General features: G+C 66.2%; 18 protein-coding genes and 1 tRNA gene. 9 read left to right on the top strand and 10 right to left on the bottom strand.

Going from position 1 to position 18,469, the window contains the following annotated elements:
• Positions 1-16 precede the first annotated feature (16 nt).
• Positions 17-1,165 carry a thiolase family protein gene (locus HF877_RS06050; protein WP_169620257.1) on the bottom strand — a complete coding sequence of 383 codons (1,149 nt, stop codon included), beginning with the start codon at positions 1,163-1,165 and terminating at the stop codon, positions 17-19.
• Positions 1,166-1,199: 34 nt separating this feature from the next.
• Positions 1,200-1,619: an OB-fold domain-containing protein gene (locus HF877_RS06045; RefSeq protein ID WP_169620256.1), complete on the bottom strand. Its 420-nt coding sequence runs from the start codon at positions 1,617-1,619 to the stop codon at positions 1,200-1,202.
• A gap of 227 nt (positions 1,620-1,846) precedes the next feature.
• Between HF877_RS06045 and HF877_RS06040 the strand changes: the two genes are divergently transcribed.
• The 3 genes from HF877_RS06040 (at position 1,847) to HF877_RS06030 (ending at position 4,448) form a co-directional block, all read left to right on the top strand.
• Positions 1,847-2,974, top strand: a complete 1,128-nt coding sequence (locus HF877_RS06040; protein WP_169620255.1) for an NDMA-dependent alcohol dehydrogenase — start codon at positions 1,847-1,849, stop codon at positions 2,972-2,974.
• Between the two features lie 34 nt (positions 2,975-3,008).
• A complete protein-coding gene (locus HF877_RS06035; protein ID WP_169620254.1) occupies positions 3,009-3,821 on the top strand; it encodes a serine hydrolase domain-containing protein in 813 nt (270 codons plus the stop codon).
• Between the two features lie 120 nt (positions 3,822-3,941).
• A complete protein-coding gene (locus tag HF877_RS06030; protein WP_169620253.1) occupies positions 3,942-4,448 on the top strand; it encodes a DUF3145 domain-containing protein in 507 nt (168 codons plus the stop codon).
• Positions 4,449-4,570: 122 nt separating this feature from the next.
• On the opposite strand, the gene HF877_RS06025 is transcribed toward HF877_RS06030, so the two are convergent.
• From HF877_RS06025 to aceE, 6 genes are all read right to left on the bottom strand, one after another.
• Positions 4,571-6,004 (bottom strand): carboxyl transferase domain-containing protein, encoded by a 1,434-nt coding sequence (locus tag HF877_RS06025; protein WP_169620252.1) that lies wholly within the window; start codon positions 6,002-6,004, stop codon positions 4,571-4,573.
• An 89-nt stretch (positions 6,005-6,093) separates the two neighbouring features.
• On the bottom strand, positions 6,094-7,335 hold the full coding sequence (locus tag HF877_RS06020) for a KasA/KasB family beta-ketoacyl-ACP synthase (protein WP_169620251.1): 1,242 nt from the start codon (positions 7,333-7,335) through the stop codon (positions 6,094-6,096).
• A gap of 8 nt (positions 7,336-7,343) precedes the next feature.
• Positions 7,344-7,619 (bottom strand): meromycolate extension acyl carrier protein AcpM, encoded by a 276-nt coding sequence (gene acpM / locus HF877_RS06015; RefSeq protein WP_072699228.1) that lies wholly within the window; start codon positions 7,617-7,619, stop codon positions 7,344-7,346.
• A gap of 114 nt (positions 7,620-7,733) precedes the next feature.
• Entirely contained in the window at positions 7,734-8,651 is a 918-nt protein-coding gene (locus HF877_RS06010) for an ACP S-malonyltransferase (RefSeq protein ID WP_169620394.1), read from the bottom strand.
• Between the two features lie 128 nt (positions 8,652-8,779).
• Entirely contained in the window at positions 8,780-10,093 is a 1,314-nt protein-coding gene (locus HF877_RS06005; RefSeq protein WP_169620250.1) for a helix-turn-helix domain-containing protein, read from the bottom strand.
• Positions 10,094-10,154: 61 nt separating this feature from the next.
• Positions 10,155-13,004 (bottom strand): pyruvate dehydrogenase (acetyl-transferring), homodimeric type, encoded by a 2,850-nt coding sequence (gene aceE, locus HF877_RS06000; RefSeq protein WP_169620249.1) that lies wholly within the window; start codon positions 13,002-13,004, stop codon positions 10,155-10,157.
• 346 nt (positions 13,005-13,350) lie between these two features.
• Here aceE and HF877_RS05995 point away from each other — a divergent pair, with 346 nt between their 5' ends.
• From HF877_RS05995 to HF877_RS05970, 6 genes are all read left to right on the top strand, one after another.
• Positions 13,351-13,773 carry a DUF3052 domain-containing protein gene (locus HF877_RS05995; protein WP_169620248.1) on the top strand — a complete coding sequence of 141 codons (423 nt, stop codon included), beginning with the start codon at positions 13,351-13,353 and terminating at the stop codon, positions 13,771-13,773.
• A gap of 35 nt (positions 13,774-13,808) precedes the next feature.
• The gene (locus tag HF877_RS05990; RefSeq protein ID WP_169620247.1) at positions 13,809-14,273 is read left to right on the top strand and encodes a peroxiredoxin; all 465 of its coding nucleotides are present in this window, start codon (positions 13,809-13,811) and stop codon (positions 14,271-14,273) included.
• A gap of 33 nt (positions 14,274-14,306) precedes the next feature.
• Positions 14,307-14,381, top strand: a tRNA-Val gene (locus tag HF877_RS05985).
• Positions 14,382-14,623: 242 nt separating this feature from the next.
• A complete protein-coding gene (locus HF877_RS05980) occupies positions 14,624-16,276 on the top strand; it encodes an NAD-dependent malic enzyme (RefSeq protein ID WP_169620246.1) in 1,653 nt (550 codons plus the stop codon).
• 128 nt (positions 16,277-16,404) lie between these two features.
• On the top strand, positions 16,405-17,040 hold the full coding sequence (locus tag HF877_RS05975) for a hypothetical protein (protein WP_346765074.1): 636 nt from the start codon (positions 16,405-16,407) through the stop codon (positions 17,038-17,040).
• A complete protein-coding gene (locus HF877_RS05970; RefSeq protein WP_169620245.1) occupies positions 17,037-17,711 on the top strand; it encodes a hypothetical protein in 675 nt (224 codons plus the stop codon). The genes HF877_RS05975 and HF877_RS05970 overlap by 4 nt, the downstream gene beginning before the upstream one ends.
• 18 nt (positions 17,712-17,729) lie before the next feature.
• Here HF877_RS05970 and HF877_RS05965 read toward each other — a convergent pair whose 3' ends face one another.
• Together HF877_RS05965 and HF877_RS05960 are read right to left on the bottom strand one after the other, a co-directional pair.
• Positions 17,730-17,942: a DUF4287 domain-containing protein gene (locus HF877_RS05965; protein ID WP_169620244.1), complete on the bottom strand. Its 213-nt coding sequence runs from the start codon at positions 17,940-17,942 to the stop codon at positions 17,730-17,732.
• Between the two features lie 40 nt (positions 17,943-17,982).
• Positions 17,983-18,408 carry a hypothetical protein gene (locus HF877_RS05960; RefSeq protein WP_169620243.1) on the bottom strand — a complete coding sequence of 142 codons (426 nt, stop codon included), beginning with the start codon at positions 18,406-18,408 and terminating at the stop codon, positions 17,983-17,985.
• Positions 18,409-18,469 lie beyond the last annotated feature (61 nt).

Genomic DNA, 18,469 nt, shown 5'->3' with positions numbered 1-18,469 from the left:
TACGTAGCGCGCACGATCAGAGGGACAGGATCGACGCGGCGGCCGTTCCGGGGGCACCGTAGACCTGGGCCAGTCCGACCTTGGGCTCTCCGGGCACCTGGCGATCGCCCGCCTGGCCGCGGAGCTGCACGACGAGCTCGTGCACCTGGCGAATGCCGGACGCGCCGATCGGCTCGCCGTTTGCGATGAGACCACCGTCGGTGTTCACGGGCAGCGAACCGCCGATCTCGGTGGCGCCCTCCGCGATCAGCTTTTCCTGGTCACCGTCGGCGCACAGCCCGGTTTCGGCCATGTGGATGACCTCCGCACCGGCGTCGGTGTCCTGCAACTGCGCGATGTCGACGTCCTCGGGTCCGATGCCGGCCGCCTCGTAGGCTGCCTTCGCGGCGTACACGGTCGGAGAGACGTCCTCGTCCACTGCTGCCCACGTTGCGTGCACCTCGTAGGCGCCGTACGTGCGGGTACGAATCGCGGTGGAACGCAGGTACACCGGCTTGTTCTCCGTGTACTTCGATGCCAGATCGCCGCGGCACATGATGACTGCCGCAGCGCCTTCGTCGGGAGCACAGAACATCTTGGCGGTGAGCGGGTAGTTCAGCATGGGTGATTCGAGGATCTCCTCGACGCTGAATTCGGTGCGCCGGAATGCCTTCGGGTTCAGTCCGCCGTTGCGGTAGTTCTTGGCGGCGACCCGGGCGAGCGTCTCGTGGGAGATGTTGTGCTCGAGGGTGTAGCGGTTGGCCTTCATGCCGAAGAACTTCGTGGTGACGAACTGGCCGTTCTCGGCGTACCACGCCGGCAGACCGAGCATGGCGGGGTCGGCGGTGAACGCACCGCGCGGGTGCTTGTCGGTGCCGACGGCGATGCCGATGTCGTACTTTCCGGACCGGATGCCGTCCGCGGTCTGTTCGATCGCACTCGCGGAGGTGGCGCACGCGTTGAACACGTTGGTGAAGGGGATGCCGGTCAGGCCCACCAGCCGGGTCACGGCGTCGGTGTTGTCGACCTCGTAGCTACCGCCGATACCGAACTGGATGTCTCGCCACGCCACACCCGAATCTTCGAGTGCGAGCTGGATTGCGTCGGCCGCCATCTCGATGGCCGACTTGGTGCCGAATCTGCCGAACGGGTGAAGGCCCACACCGATGATGGCAACGTCGTTCATAGTTTCAAGGACTCCTCGATCGGGTGTGTGCTGGTCAGATCGGCTCGAACGCCCACGTGACGATTTCGGTCCCGTCCTCGTCGACGTAGAACGGCACGAACGTGAGTTCGAGCTCCATGCCGGGCCGCAGCTCGGCGGGATCCGACTCGGTCAGCCGCGCCTCGACCCGCACGACATCGCCGAGCTGGACGAGGCCGAACGTGAACGGTGTGAAGGTGGCGGCGGTTTCGTTGCCGGCGTACGGCTGCTTCGGGACGAATCCCTGTGTCGTCCAGGCGACCAGGGTTCCGCGCCGGGGGAGCAGCAGTTCCGACACGTTCGCTCCGCTGCACCGCGGGCACCGCGGTTGCTGCGGCCAGGTGGTGGCGGCGCAGTCGGCGCAGTGGCTGCCGACGAGTTGGGGGTCCTCCGCCGGCCAGGTCGAAACGTCGGGCGCGAGCGCCTTCGTCGTCATAGGTCATCCTCCGTTGTTCGGTGCCGCCGCCCCGTGTCCCGAGGACTGCGGCCATGACAATCACGCTAGACGGAAATTGCATTCTCCACAATGAGAGCACCATATCCGACGCCGGGTTGCGGGCGGAGCGCGCCATGCGCGCGGAAAGCTTTATAGAACCTGTTCCAATTACGGAGGAATGTGGTTATCGTCACGTGCACAACTTGCAATGCGATGGAGGGCGTCAGATGAAGACCAAGGGTGCAGTGCTGTGGGGGCTCGACGAAGCGTGGTCGGTCGAGGACATCGAGCTCGGCGATCCCGTGGCGGGTGAAGTCCAGATCCGCATGGAAGCCGCCGGCATGTGCCACTCCGACCACCACATCGTCACCGGCGCGACGCCCATGCCGTCCTTCCCGGTCATGGGCGGGCACGAGGGATCCGGCGTCATCACGAAGGTCGGCGACGGTGTCGTCGGTTTCGAGGTCGGCGACCACGTTGTGCTGTCCTTCATTCCCGCGTGTGGACGATGCCCGTCGTGTGCGAGCGGACACTCGAACCTGTGCGATCTGGGCGCCGGACTCCTCAGCGGTCAGGCGATCTCCGACGGCAGCTACCGGATCCAGGCGCGCGGCCAGAACGTCATCCCGATGTGCCTGCTCGGGACGTTCTCCCCGTACATGACCGTGAATCAGAGCCAGGTCGTCAAGATCGACAAGGATGTGCCGTTCGAGCTCGCCGCCCTGGTGGGTTGCGGCGTTCCGACGGGCTGGGGTTCGGCTACGCACATCGCCGACGTCAAGCCGGGCGATTCGGTCGCGATCATCGGTGTCGGCGGCGTAGGTATGAGCGCGCTGCAGGGCGCGGTCGCGTCCGGTGCCCGCTACGTCTTCGCGATCGATCCGGTGCCGTGGAAGCGTGAGCAGGCCATGAAGTTCGGTGCCACCCACACCTACGCGTCGATCGAGGAAGCGATCGTGCCGATCATGGAGGTCACCTGGGGACGTATGTGCCAGGAGACGATCATCACCGTCGGTGAGATGAAGGGTGACCTGGTCGACCCGGCGCTGACGCTCACCGCGAAGGGCGGCAAGTGTGTCGTCACGGCCATGGGCTTCATGTCGGACATGGACGTCAAGCTGAACTCGTTCCTGTTCTCCATGCTGCAGAAGGATCTCAAGGGCAACATCTTCGGTGGCTGCAACGCCCGCGTCGACATCCCCCAGTTGCTGGACCTCTACAAGTCCGGTCAGCTCAACCTCGCGGACATGGTGACCCGCACGTACACGCTCGAACAGATCAACGACGGATACCGGGACATGCTCGACGGCAAGAACATCCGTGGCGTGATCCGCTACACAGAAGCCGACTGGTGACCTTGCTGCGCCCACCATCTCGTACCCTGGGTCGGTGCGCAGTCTCGAAGTGATATCCGAATGGCCCGTCGACCATGCCGCCGCCGCTGTCGTCACTCGCGACGGCGGCGTGGTTGCGTCCACCGGAGATCAGCGGGCGGTGTACTCGCTGGCCTCGGTGACCAAACCCCTCGTCGCATACGCGGCTCTCGTGGCGATCGAGGAAGGGGCCATCGAACTCGATCAGCCCGCAGGCCCGCCCGGATCGACGGTGCGGCACCTGCTCGCCCACGCGTCGGGGCTGGCGTTCGGAGAGCGCACCGTCGCAGCCGAACCCGGGCGCAAGCGCATCTACTCGAGTGCGGGCTTCGAGGTTCTCGGTGAGTTGATCGCCACCGAGAGCGATATCGCGTTCCCGGACTACGTGACCCAGGCGGTGTTCGAGCCTCTCGGGATGGGCGACTCGAGCCTGCCCGGTCCGGCGGGCCACGGAGGCCGTTCGTCGGCCGCGGACCTTGCCGTGTTCGCGGGGGAGTTGCTGGCCCCGACACTCGTCTCCGACGTGCTGTTCGGTGAGGCGACCGACGTGCAGTTTCCGGGGCTGAACGGATTGGTGCCCGGATACGGAATGTTCAAGCCCAACGATTGGGGGTTGGGTTTCGAAATCCGCGGCGAGAAGAATCCGCACTGGACCGGCACAAAGAATTCTTCCCGTACATTCGGGCATTTCGGCCAATCGGGGACATTTCTCTGGGTGGATCCCGAATTCGGCGCGGCATCTGTGGTACTTACCGATAGGGACTTCGGAGACTGGGCAAAACCGCTCTGGCCTGCGCTGAGTGACTCGGTAATCGCTGAACTCACATAAACCTCTTTCGTTTCCTGGCGAAACACTGGCAACAGGAGCACACTTGTTCCCAGTCGCATGGAGAAACCTTCGCGCAGAGGCCGTTGGGGAAGACGTCCTCGTCGAACCGGAGGTGTATCTATGCGCGTATCCAATCAGTTCGCGGATGTGACGACCGGGGTGATCTATATCCACTCTTCGCCCGCCGCGGTCTGTCCACATATCGAATGGGCGCTGGCTGCCACGCTGAGCAGTCGCCCGGAACTGACCTGGATCGGTCAGCCCGCCGACGTGGGCGTGCTGCGGACCTCCATCGACTGGGTCGGTCCGGTCGGCACCGCCGGCCGCCTCGCGGAGGCTCTGAGTGTGTGGCCGATGCTGCGCTTCGAGATCACCGAGAATCCCAGCGAGGGTGTCGACGGCGAGCGCTACAGCTACGTTCCCCGGCTGGGACTGTGGCGGGGGTGCGCCAGCGCGAACGGCGACGTCGTCGTCGGAGAGATGCGTCTGCGCGCCATCCTGGCCTCGTCCGACGCCGCCGCCGAAATCCACCGGGCGCTGGGGACGGCATGGGACGACGAACTCGAGCCCTATCGCAGCGGTGCCGAGGGCGCCGAGGTGACGTGGCTCCGGCGCGACGTCGGCTGAGCGGTACCGTGCCTTCGACCTGACACCTCCTGCACCTCTCCGCTACGACGCCGGCGCCGCCACCTCGGTTCGAAGGTGGCGGCGCCGGCGTCGGCGTTCGGTGCTTACAGCCGGTTCGGTGCTTACAGCGGAATGTTCTTGTGCCGCCCGCGGGTTGCAGGCGCTGCTGCCAGCGCCGCAGCCAGGGTGCTCCGCGTCTTTGCCGGGTCGATCATCTCGTCGACCACGCCGATCGAGATGGCGCGGCCGACGCCTCCCGCGATGGCTTCGTGCTCGGATGCGAGACGGTCGTGCAGGGCCTCGCGTTCCTCTTCGGGAGCGGCAGCGAGGGCCCGCTTGTGGAGGATCCCCACCGCGGCCTTCGCGCCCATCACGGCGACCTCGGACTCCGGCCACGCGAACACTGCTGTCGCACCGAGGGCGCGCGAGTTCATCGCGATGTACGCGCCGCCGTAGATCTTGCGGGTCACCAGGGTCACGCGGGGCACACGGGCTTCGGCGAACGCGTGCAGCAACTTCGCTCCACGGCGCACGACGCCCTCCCATTCCTGGCTGACGCCGGGAAGGTAGCCCGGCACGTCGACCAGCACCACCAGGGGAACGCCGAAGGCGTTGCACATGCGTACGAAACGCGCCGATTTCTCGGCACTCTCGGAGTTCAGGCACCCGCCGAGGCGGAGCGGATTGTTGGCGATGACGCCCACGGTGCGGCCGCCGAGCCGACCGAAGCCGGTGACGATACTGCGAGCCCAGCCACCCTGCAGTTCTTCGAAACTCGATTCGCCTTCGACGTTGTCGAGGAGTTCGTGGACGATCGGGCGCACGTCGTAGGCGCGGCGCGGCGACTCGGGCATGAGCGCGCGCAGATCGGTGTCTCCGAGGGCTGCGGCAGCGACGTCGAATTCGCCCTGTTCGGCGAGCATCGACACGAGACGCCGTGCCCGGTGCAGTGCGTCGGACTCGTCGTGGGCCGCGATATGGGCGACACCCGACTTCTTGGTGTGGGTGTCGGGGCCGCCGAGGGACTCCATGTCGACCTGCTCGCCGGTGACACTGCGTACGACGTCGGGTCCGGTGACGAACACACGTCCTTCGGGCGCCATGATCACGATGTCGGTGAGCGCCGGGCCGTATGCCGCGCCACCTGCGGCGAAACCGAGGACGACGGAAATCTGGGGGATGGAACCGGATGCGCGCACCATCGCCTCGAAGACGAGGCCGACGGCGTGCAGCGCTTCGACGCCCTCCGCGAGGCGCGCCCCGCCGGAGTGGAAGAGCCCGATGACAGGCGCTTCGAGTTCGAGGGCGGTGTCGATCGCCGCGACGATGTGCTTACACCCCTCGACGCCCATCGCTCCGCCCATGACGGTCGCGTCGGAGCAGTACGCCACTGTCCGGACGCCGTCGATGCATCCGATCGCGGCGAGGACGCCGGACTTGTCCCGGGCGTGGAGCAGCTCCGTGCTGCCCGAGTCGAAGAGTGCCTCGAGCCGGCGCAGAGGATCGCGTGGATCCGTCGAATGGGCGCGTTGTTTAGCCGGATCCAGGATGGTCATCGAGTGCTCCTCGGTCGAGCGCGGTGGTGGTGGGCCGCGGTGGAGGCTCCGGGGAGCCTCCACCGCAACGGTGGGACGAGCGTGTCGGGTCAGGCCCGACCGAACGCGAGTGCCACGTTGTGCCCACCGAAACCGAACGAGTTGTTCAGCGCGAAGTCGATCTGTCCGTAGCGGGCTTCACCCTTGACCACGTCCAGGTCGATTTCTGGATCCTGGTTCTCGAGATTCAGCGTGGGCGGAATGACTCCGTCACGCAGACTCAGGACCGTAAGTACTGCTTCGAGTGCACCGACCGCGTCGATCGAATGTCCGAGTGCGGACTTCGGGGCATAGATCGCTGCATGATTGCCCACTGCGGCGTTGATGGCCTTCGCCTCGGCGATGTCGCCGATCGGAGTGGCCGTCGCGTGTGCGTTGACGTGCCCGATGTCGGCCTTGGTGAGGCCGGCGCTTTCGATGGCCCGCGTCATCGCACGGGCCGCTCCGGTGCCCTCGGGATGCGGTGCCACGATGTGGTACCCGTCCGAGGTGATACCCGCGCCGAGGATCCGGGCATGGATCGTCGCCCCGCGCGCTTTCGCGTGTTCTTCGGATTCGAGCACCATCAAGGCGCCCGCCTCACCGAAGACGAAGCCGTCGCGGTCCTTGTCGAAGGGCCGCGAGGCGCCCTGCGGGTTGTCGTTGCGAGTGCTCAACGCCCGCATCATGGCGAAGCTGGCGAGACCCACCGCATCGAGCTGACTTTCGACACCACCGGCGACGGCGATGTCGGCATCACCGTTCGAGATCATGCGGAACGCGTTCGCGATTGCTTCGGAACCCGAGGAGCACGCCGAGACCGGTGTGATGACACCGGCGCGGGCACCGAGTTCGAGACCGACCGTGGCGGCCGGTCCGTTGGGCATGATCATCTGCACCGCGAACGGCGACACCTTGCGGTAGCCGCCGTCCCGCAGCTTGTCGACAGCGTCGATCAGCGACTCACCACCACCGAGACCGGTGCCGATCACGACCGCGAGCCGGTCCTTGTCGACGTCCGGGCTTCCGGCGTTCTCCCAGACCGTCCGGCCGAGAGTGAGGGCCAGCCGTTCGACGAAGCTCATCCGCCGGACCTCGACCCGGCTGAGCGACTCGTCGGGGCTCACCTTCAGCCGGCCGCCGATGCGGACCGGGAGGTTGTACTCGTCGACGAAGCCGTCGAGTACACCGATCCCGCTCTCACCGGCCAGGAGTGCCTTCCAGCTGGCATCCACATCGCCGGCGATCGACGTCGAAGCCGCGAGGCTCGTGACGACGACGTTGCGCAATGTCCGAGGAGAAGGGGAAGTCACGGTTGGGCTCACTCGTTGTCGTTCGTGGCCTGAACGCCCTCGGCCTCGAGCTTCTGGATGTAGTTCACGGCGTCACCGACGGTGCGGAGGCTGGCGAGGTCCTCGTCGGGGATCTTGACGCCGTACTTGTCTTCGGTCTGCACGGCGATCTCGACCATGGACAGCGAGTCGATGTCGAGGTCGTCGACGAAGGACTTGTCGACGGTCACCTCGGAGGGCTCGATGCCGGTAACTTCTTCGATGATCTCCGCGAGGCCGGCGATGATTTCTTCCTGAGTGGCCACGTCGTGGCTCCCTTCGTGATGTACCGACTATGTCGTGTGAAACCGGCCGAATGTTTCCGGCCGGACCCGGAAATTTCCCGGGTGTGCCCGTGCTGCGCGACGGTGCGCAGCAACCTAACCGAGTTCGAGTGTTTCGGCCAGAGCGGAGATGTCCGCGGGTGTTTTGAGGGCAGCAGTGGGTGTGCCGCGCATTTCGCGCTTGGCGATGCCCACGAGCGTGCCGGCGGGGGGAAGCTCCACCACCGTGGAAACCTGGGCGGAACGCAGGTGTGCTGTGCACAGGTCCCAGCGCACGGGGCGGGTGACCTGCGCCGCGAGTCGTTCGAGCGCTTCGGCGCCGGAGGTGACCGGTGCGCCGTCGAAGTTGGACAACAGGGTGCGGGTCGGATCGCTCGGGGCGATCTTCGCCGCGGCAGCGGCAACCGCATCCTGCGCGGGTGCCATGAACCGGGTGTGGAAAGCGCCCGCGACCGGCAGGGCACGGACGCGTGCTTTCGCGGGCGCGTCCGCGGCGAGTGCCGCAAGTGCTTCGAGGCGTCCGGCCGCGACGATCTGACCGGCGGCGTTCATGTTGGCGGGCGTGAGGTCGAGTTCTTCCAGGCGTGCGAGCACCTCGTCCTCTGCGCCGCCGAGTACGGCGGACATACCGGTGGGCTCGAGCGCGCACGCCTTCGCCATCTCGCGTCCGCGGATCGCGGCGAGTCCGACGGCCTCGTCGGTGCTGATGACGCCGGCCATCGCTGCGGCGGCCAACTCGCCCACTGAATGGCCGGCAACGATCACGTCGCCGGGTACCAGACCCAGGCGTTCGAGTTCCTCGAAGGCGAGCAGGGCGGTCGCCACGACCAGTGGCTGAGTCACGGAAGTGTCGGTGATCTCGTCTGCTGTTGCAACGGTGCCGAGGCGCTCGAGGTCGAGACCGGATGCCTTCGACCACAGCGCAATGCGGTCACGGGCACCGGCCTGCTCCAGCCACGGAGCAAGCATGCCGGGTGTTTGGGACCCCTGGCCGGGGGCAAGCAGCGCAATCACGAGCACCAGCGAACACCCTCAGCGCACTGTCGCGAGATGTCGGTGGGAATGAAAGCTTGTGCCCGGATTTGTAGGGATCTTACAAATTCCCACGTGGGCGTCGGCTATCGGCCGACTCTCCCGCCGTGTTACATGTCCGATTCGCGGGTTGTGAACCGTGTGACTGGTGGTGCTGGAGATCTCAATTCGTTATGGCTTCGAGCCAGACGACCCACCGTTGCCGCGATTCGCAACACGTACGCATCGCGTGGATTTGTGGGATCCCGCCCAGTGACTTCTGTGATCCGCTTGAGTCGGTACCGGACGGTATTTGGATGAACAAACAGCTTTCTGGCGCACGACTCGACAGCGCCGCCGCTGTCGAGGTAGGCGTCCAGCGTGTCGGAGAGCGACGACCCCGCCGCGGCCAGAGGGGCCACGATGTGATCGTCCAGCGCGGCGATCGCCGCCGGATCGCCCAGCAGTGCCCGCTCGGGCAGAAGTTCGGCCGCGTGGACCGGTCGGGGTGCGCCGGGCCAGCCTCCGACCGCCTCCATCCCCGCGAGCGCCTCGAGGGCGGAGACGTGCGCGGCGCCCAGGGTTGCGGTCGTCGGCCCGATCACCACCGGATCGTCGGAGAATGCCTGCATCAGTTCGCCGAGGAAACTCGCTGCCTCGGTCGTTCCGTGCAGATCGCCGCTGACGACCATCACCAGTCGCTCGCCCTGGACCACCGCGAGAGCGGCACGACCGTGCCGCTGGGCGATCGCGTGCACCGTGGTCACCACCGACACGCCCTCCTCGGGCGGGGGTGTGCCGACCACGACCGTCGCGGGCGCCGTCGCGTCCCAGTTGAGCGTTGCCGCACGCGACTGCATGTCGGCACCGGTGTCACCGCGGACCACGGCATCGACCACCAGCGCCTCGAGGCGGGTGTCCCACGCGCCGCGCGACTCGGCGGCGGTCGCGTACACCGCCGCGGCCGCGAAGCCCAGTTCGCGGCCGTATCGCAGGATCGCCTCGGTCAGCGCGACGAGTTGCTCCTCGTTGCGGGCCAGCGCCGGCAGCCACTGCTCGAAGAACTCCATCGCCGCCCGCACCATGTCCACGGTCTGCAGGAGGGTCAGGCGGTTCGCCAGATCCTGAGGGATCATCTGGAACGCGTCGAGGCTGAACCGTGGATCGTTCTCCGGGTTGCGCACCCACTCCAGGAAGTCCACCACCGACGTCTGGATCACCAACTGCACCGTCGCGCGCTGCGAGGCATCCAGATCGGAGAAGAACGGCAGTTGCTCCTGCAGCACGTGCACGGCCTCGGTGGACATGCGCCCCGAGAACTGCTTGACCCGACGCAGCAGCGCGTCGGGCAGGGGAGCGCGGTCGGGTCGCGCAGGCGGTACCGGACGCCCGGTTGGGACGCCCGGTACCCGCGCTCTGCGACCTGATGCGGGCTCGTCGACCATGCAACGAACCTACCCGGGTGTCACCCGGTCACCGTGGCCGAACCGCACGTGACGGCGTGATTCAGGCGACGCCCGGGTCCGAGGTCTGCTCGGGGGCTGCCGTCACGTCGTCGATCCGGTACTTCTTCGCCGCCTCGACTGCCCGCGCACGATCGATCGTGCCCTCACGGCCGAGAGCCTCGAGCACCGCGACCACCGTGGATTCGGCGTCGATGTTGAACACGCGCCGTGCGGCCGGGCGGGTGTCGGAGAAGCCGAACCCGTCCGCGCCGAGCACGGTGTAGTCACCCGGCACCCACTTGCGGATCTGATCGGGCACCGCACGCATCCAGTCGGACACCGCGACGAACGGTCCGGCGGCGTCGTTGAGCACGGACGCCACGTACGGAACCTGCGGTTCCCGGCCCGGATCGAGCAGCGCCTGGCGGTCGCACTCGACACCGTCGCGGCGAAGCTCGCCCCACGAGGTGACCGACCAGACGTCGGCGGACACGCCCCACTCCTCTTCGAGCATCTGCTGAGCGCGCAACGCCTCGGGCATGATCACGCCGGAGACGAGGATCTGCGCCTTCGGGCCCGACTCGGCACCCCGCTTGTACAGATACACGCCCTTGAGAAGACCCTCGACATCGAGGTCTTCGGGTTCGGCAGGCTGTGCGTACGGCTCGTTGTACACGGTGATGTAGTAGAAGATGTTCTCACCGCCGAACCCGTCGACACCGTCGGTCCCGCCGTACATCCGGCGCAGACCGTCGCGGAAGATGTGCGCGATCTCGTACGAGAACGCCGGGTCGTACGTCACCGCGGCCGGGTTGCTCGAGGCGAGCAACAGCGAATGCCCGTCGGCGTGCTGCAGGCCCTCACCGGTGAGGGTGGTGCGGCCGGCGGTCGCGCCGAGCAGGAATCCGCGTGCCATCTGGTCGGCCGCGGCCCACAGGCCGTCGCCGGTGCGCTGGAACCCGAACATCGAATAGAAGATGTAGACGGGGATCATCGGCTCGCCCTGCGTGGCATAGGACGTACCCACAGCCGTGAACGACGCGACCGATCCGGCCTCGTTGATGCCCTCGTGCAGGATCTGGCCGGCGGCGCTCTCCTTGTAGGCGAGCATCAGTTCGGCGTCGACGGAGGTGTAGAGCTGGCCGTTGCGGTTGTAGATCTTCAGCGACGGGAACCACGAATCCATGCCGAACGTGCGGGCCTCGTCCGGGATGATCGGCACGATGCGCTTACCGATCTCCTTGTCGCGCAACAGTTCCTTGAGGACGCGGACCGTGGCCATGGTGGTCGCGACTTCCTGCTTGCCCGAGCCCTTACGCACGACGTCGTAAGTCTTCTCCGGCGGCAGCGCGAGAGGCTTGGCGGCGGTGCGACGTTCCGGAACGAAGCCGCCCAGAGCGCGCCGGCGCTCGAGCATGTACTCGATTTCGGGAGCGTCGAAACCGGGGTGGTAGTACGGCGGCATCTTCGGGTTCTTCTCGAGCTCGGCGTCCGAGATCGGGATGCGCTGGAGGTCGCGGAAGTACTTGAGATCCTCGAGCGTGAGCTTCTTCATCTGGTGGGTCGCGTTGCGGCCCTCGAAGTGCTTACCCAGGGTGTAGCCCTTGATGGTGTGGGCGAGGATCACGGTGGGCTGGCCCTTGTGGTCCAACGCGGCGCGGTAGGCGGCGTGGATCTTGCGGTAGTCGTGGCCACCGCGCTTGAGGTTCCAGATCTCCTGGTCGCTGAGGTTCTTGACCAGTTCCTTGGTGCGAGGGTCGCGGCCGAAGAAATGCTCGCGGACGAACGCGCCGTCGTTCGCCTTGTACGTCTGGTAGTCGCCGTCCGGCGTGACGTTCATGAGGTTGACGAGCGCGCCGTCCTTGTCGGCGTGCAGCAGGGCATCCCACTCGCGGCCCCACACGACTTTGATCACGTTCCAGCCCGCTCCGCGGAAGAACGACTCGAGTTCCTGAATGATCTTGCCGTTGCCGCGGACCGGCCCGTCGAGACGCTGCAGGTTGCAGTTGATGACGAACGTCAGGTTGTCGAGACCTTCGGTGGCCGCCACGTGTGTGAGACCCCGCGACTCCGGCTCGTCCATCTCGCCGTCACCGAGGAACGCCCACACGTGCTGGTCGGAGGTGTCCTTGATTCCGCGGTCGTGCAGGTAGTGGTTGAACCGGGCCTGGTAGATGGCGTTCATGGGCCCGAGACCCATCGACACCGTCGGAAATTCCCAGAAGTTCGGGAGCAGACGCGGGTGCGGGTACGACGGCAGGCCGCCGCCCTGCGAGGCGTGGCTGTGTTCCTGGCGGAACCCGTCGAGCTGTTCCGCGGGAATCCGGCCTTCGAGATACGCGCGGGCGTAGATGCCGGGGGAGGCGTGGCCCTGGATGAAGACCTGATCGCCGCCGCCCGGGTGATCCTTGCCACGGAAGAAGTGGTTGAAACCGACCTCGTAGAGGGCCGCGGAGGACGCATACGTCGAGATGTGCCCGCCGACGCCGACACCGGGACGCTGCGCGCGGGTGACCATGATCGCCGCGTTCCAGCGGATGTAGGCGCGGAAGCGGCGCTCGACCTCTTCGTCACCGGGGAACCACGGCTCGTTCTCCGTGGGAATGGTGTTGACGTAGTCGGTGGACGTCAACGCCGGAAGCGACACCTTGCGCTCGTTCGCGCGCTCGAGCATGCGGAGCAGCAGGTAACGGGCGCGGGTCGGGCCCGCAGCCTCGAGCATGCCGTCGAACGATTCGAGCCATTCGTCGGTTTCTGCCGGATCGATGTCGGGCAGGTAGGAAGCCACGCCCTCGCGGATGACCCGGACACGGTTGTCCTTGGTCGAAGCCGTCTCGTTCGAGGGGCCCGTTCCCGCGGAGCCTGGTGTGGCGTCCTTCTGCGAGTCGGGTCCGTGGATCAGGTCTGTCAACGTCTGCTCCTCATCGTGGTAGGACGCGCAGGTGGGGCGCCCATTCAGAAGGCCGGCTCTTGTGGGGGCCGACCCAATCGACATCTGAACATGATGCTGATCTCATTCTCCCCCATCCCGCGGCGGAAGATGCGAGATGCCCTCTGATCGGGACACGAGAGTGCTCGGGCGGTCCCGCAGCCGAGCTTCTCGACGGTGACGGCGTAGCGTCCGGGGAAAGATTCTTGGTCTTTCCCAGCGATTCGGGTTGCGTTGAGCCTTCCGACCATGTTCGCTTTGACCATTGATCGTCACACACCGGTACGCCGAAGCGATTCGCGCACCACTACTTTTAGGAGGAGCCACCGTGGTCGCCGCGGCGGATGCCAAGAACTACGTTTCCAAGCTCGGTATCACTCACGACCATGTGGTGCAGGAACTCGGGTGGGACGAGGACACCGACGACGAGCTGAGGTCGGCGATCGAAGAGGTCACCGGAACCGAGCTCCTCGACGAGGAGTCCGACGAAGTCGTCGATGTCGTGCTGCTGTGGTGGCGCGAGAGCGACGGCGACCTGGTGGACACCTTGATGGATGCCGTCAGCCCACTCGCCGACGACGGTGTCGTCTGGGTTCTCACCCCGAAGAACGGTCGCGTCGACCACGTGGAGCCCAGTGAGATCGCCGAATCCGCCACCACCGCCGGTTTGACCCAGACCTCGGCGGCCAACCTCGGGGACTGGATCGGCAGCCGTCTCGTGCAGCCGAAGACCGGCCGTCCGCGTCGCTGAACCGGCCTTTCCCCCGAACGAAGGACCAGCACCACATGGCGATCGCAGTGGGCACCGAGGCGCCCGACTTCACCCTCAAGGATCAGAACAACCAGGAAGTCTCCCTCGCGGATTACCGGGGCAAGAAGAACGTCCTGCTGATCTTCTACCCCCTCGCGTTCACCGGGGTGTGCCAAGGCGAGTTGTGCGCCGTGCGCGACGACCTGCCGACCTTCGACAACGACGACACCGCGATCCTCGCGGTGTCGGTCGGGCCGTCGCCCACACACAAGATCTGGGCGGCCGAGCAGGGATATCTCTTCCCCTTGCTGTCAGACTTCTGGCCGCACGGTGAAGTCGCTCAGGCGTACGGGGTGTTCAACGAGAAGTTCGGTTTCGCGAATCGCGGCACGTTCGTCATCGATAAGGACGGCATCGTGCAATTCGCGGAAGAGAACCAGCCCGGGGAGCCCCGTGACCAGGGAGCTTGGGTGAGAGCGCTGGCCGCGCTAGAGTCCTGATGCGACGTCGGCGGCTTCGGCCGCCGACGATGCGGGCGTGTAGCTCAGTGGTAGAGCTCTGGTTTTACACACCAGCGGTCGGGGGTTCGAAACCCTCCGCGCCCACCAAAGGTACGGCTCGGCGTCGTGCCGGCGCTACGTGCTCGCGAACGGTCACCGCTCACGGATCCCGCACTTCCGTTGCCGGGTCCGTCGCCTCGCTGCTCCGACGGCCGCCTGCGACGGGCGTGGCGTCGGCACCTGCGTCGATTCTTCTCGAAGCGCGTGTGCCTGCGGAGGTGCGCCGTAGTCTCGGGTGAGTAGCTCAGTCGCCGTGATGAGGCGTCCAGGAACCACCCACAGGAGCGCGCGTGTCCGAGCAACCGACCGTGCTGACCGACCCTCTCACCAATCGCGGAACCGCGTTCACCCGCGAGGAACGCGCAGCGCTCGGCTTGGTCGGCCGGTTGCCGGCCGCGGTCGAGACACTCGACCAGCAGGCCGTCCGCGCGTACGGCCAGTTGGAGGAGTACACGGACGATCTCGACAAATACATCTTCTTGGACCAGTTGCACAACCGCAACGAGGTGCTCTACTACCGACTTCTGGTGGATCACCTGAGTGAATTACTGCCCATCGTCTACGACCCCACGGTCGGGGAGGCGATCAAGATGTGGTCCCGGGACTACCGCCTGTCCCGTGCCGTGTATCTCTCGGTGGATCACCCCGAAGAGGTGCGAGCATCGTTCGAGACCCTGGGGCTCGGTGCCGACGACATCGACTTGATCGTGGTGTCGGACGCCGAGGAAATCCTCGGAATCGGGGACTGGGGAGTCAACGGCACGGACATTTCCGTGGGGAAGGTGGCAGTCTACTGCGCCGCTGCCGGGATCGACCCGGCCCGCACCCTCGCGGTCAACCTCGACTGCGGCACCGACAACGAAGCCTTGCTCAATGATCCTCGGTACCTGGGGAATCGGCACGCACGGGTGCGTGGAGAGAAGTACGACCAGCTCATCGCGGAGTACCTCGAGGTCGCCTCGGACGTGTTCGGCAAGGCGCTGTTGCATTTCGAGGACTTCGGGCCGGCCAACGCCCGTCGCATCCTGGTCGAAAACGCCGACAGATACCGCATCTTCAACGACGACATGCAGGGCACCGGTGCGATCGTCACCGCAGCCATCGTCTCCGGACTGAAAGTGACCGAACAGACTTTCGCGGACATGCGGCTGGTCGTCTACGGGGCGGGTACCGCCGGGACCGGGATGGCCGATCAAATCTCCGCCGGGATGGTTCGTGCGGGATTGACGCCGGAGGAGGCCAAGGACCGTGTGTGGCTCATCGACATCCACGGTCTCGTCACCGACGACATGACGGATCTGCCCAATTACCAGCAGGCCTATGCCCGCGCTGCAGCGGACGTGAAGGACTGGAAGCGGGTCGACGGAAAGATCGGGCTGCTCGAGGTGGTGACCCGAGTCGAGCCGACCATCCTGATCGGCACCTCCACCGACCACAACGCTTTCACTCGCGAGGTGATCGAAGCGGTCGGTGCCGGCGTCGATCGTCCGATCATCCTGCCCTTGTCGAACCCGACCGAGCGCATCGAGGCGATGCCCGAGGACGTCATCACATGGTCGAATGGCAAGGCGCTGGTCGCGACCGGCATTCCGGTTGCTCCGGTCGAGTACGGGGGCACCACATACACCATCGGCCAGGGGAACAACGCGCTGCTGTACCCGGGTCTGGGCCTCGGCGTCATCGTCTCGGGTGCGAAGCATGTCACCGACGGGATGTTGCTCGCGGCGGCCGACGCCGTCGCGAGTCAGGTCGATCCGACGCCGCCGGGGGCGTCCCTCCTGCCACCGGTGGAGAACCTCCGCGCGTCCTCGGCGACGGTCGCGGTGGCCGTCGCGGGGCAAGCCGTGCAGGACGGGGCGGCCACGATCGAGCACGACAACCTGATACAGGCTGTGCAGGACGCGATGTGGCAGCCGGTGTACCGCCCGCTGGACGCGCGCTGAGCGGTGCCGGCAGGGGACAACGACGATGGGATGACCCGCACGAATTCTGGAGCGATTGGTTAATGTAGGCTTGCCTTACTAACGACCTATCGCCGAGCGCCCTGCGCTCTCCGACCCGGAAGAGTCCTGTGCCAGAAGCCGATTGCTCACCCGCCACCCTGCGTCCCGACGGGCACGCGCCCGTCACCGCACCCGTCCTGCACGTCACCATGGGTGCCGAGGGCCCCAGCGACGACCCGCGCATGGCCCGTGTGGATATCTATCGCCTACCCGAGATCGACCTGTCCGCGGTGCGCGGCCTCATCCTCGGCGGAGGTGTCGACCAGATCTTCCTCGCGCGCAACAAGGATCTGCTCACTGACTTCGTCACCTCCGGCGGCCGCATCGCGGTGATGGGCCACGCGCTCACGGACTTCCTTCCGGGACTTGGGGTATGGCGCAAGCTCGACTACACCGGGCCGAAGGATCTGGCAATCATGCTCGGCGCGCCGCATCCCGTATGGGCGGGCGTCGAACCCGTCGATCTGAGCACCCGCAAGGGCGTGACCGGATTCTACGGCCGTGGATACATCGACAAGATCCCGGACGACGCGCTCGTCACGACCCGCATCGGACGACACGCTCTTCCGTTCGACTACGTCTACCCGCTCGGGAAAGGCCAGGTTCTCGCCCACGGCGGCAACGACCTCCTCGGATGGAAGAACGACCCGAACAGTTCCGCACGGCTGGCCGTCCAGCTCGTAGATTGGCTGGTGCAGCGATGACGATCGTCGAACCCTTCACTCGTACCGACCGCGCACCCAAGCGGGTCCGCAGGCTCGCCATCGTCCACGGGGGCACGTACTTTCACCTCCAGACGATGAAGGACCCCGCAGTACTCGCCCACCAGCCGGACTTCCTCTACCTTCCCGAACTGCTGCCCGGCGATCTGGACTGCTACGACACCGTCGTCGTCGGTGACCGGCTGCACCCGGACCTGGTCGCCAAGAACGCGGCACAGTTCTATTCCGTGGCCGAACGCGGTGGCACCGTCGTCGCGCTGGGTGAAAGCGGCGCCCACACGTGGCTTCCCGGTGTGACGTGGGAACCGCGACCCACGAACTTCTGGTGGTGGCTGACCAAAGAGGATCCGATGATCCGGACCCGCAGCCACGACCACGAGTCCTGGCAGTACCTCACCACCAAAGCCGTCATCTGGCATCACCACGGCATCTACAACACCGACGCCGACGTGGTTCCCCTTCTGGTGTCGGAAGAGCCTGACTCCGAAGGTATTCCGCGTGACGCGGGCATGATGTTGTACGAGGACACCGTCACCACTCCCGGCCGGATCATCGCGACCACGCTGGACCCGATGTACCACCACGGCAGCAATTTCATGCCGGGCGCGACCCGCTTCCTGTACGCGTTGCTGCGCTGGGTCGACAACACCTGAGCGCGGTCACCGGCGAGTTCAGCTCGCGGCGTCCTCTTTCCGGGTATGCGCCACAAGAGCGTTGGCGTGGCCGTGACCGAGACCGTGTTCGGCCTTCAGCCAATTCACCAGCTCGGAGTGTTTGCTCAGATCCGACGCGCGGATGAGTTCTTTCCATTCCGCGATCGGCCGGCCGTACTTCTTCTCGATCGACGGAAAGTACGACTCCGGCCCCTGCACCTTCTCACCCATGTCCGAAAGCTAGCAGTCCGGTCGGACACCCACGTGGTGTTCACTCACCTGCGGTGCGGGACCGGTTGCGGAGCAGGCGTCTCCGGACCAGCAGAGTGAGGAACGCGACCACGGACAAACCCGCCGTCGTTCCGAGCACCAGCAGGGCCAAGCCCACGACCCACAGTCCGCTGGTGTCGTCGGACGACGCGTCCAGTGCCCACATCACCGCGAAGGCGCCCGTCGCGGAGAGGACCACTGCGGCAGCGCCGCCTCGTGAGCCACGGAGAGCCAGGCATCCCGCGACGACGACGGCCGCGACCGTCACCGCGCATGCGATCACCTGTACGGCCGAATACGGTCCCTCCACGCTGCCGTCGGGCAGTTCGCGGTAGCCGGTCTCCCAGCCGAGCCACGCGCACCAGGACAACGCCGAGGCCACGGCCACCGCGATCAGGACCGGAGCCGTGCGTGAGAAACGGGACATGGGTGCACCGTACGGGCCGCCCGCCATACCAGCGTGCCCGCCACCGACGAAAGGTGGCGGG

It is taken from the genome of Rhodococcus sp. BL-253-APC-6A1W (assembly GCF_012843405.1).
Lineage (GTDB): Bacteria > Actinomycetota > Actinomycetes > Mycobacteriales > Mycobacteriaceae > Rhodococcus.
The sequence above is the reverse complement of the archived record's forward strand: the minus strand, read 5'-3'. Positions and strand labels throughout refer to the sequence as shown.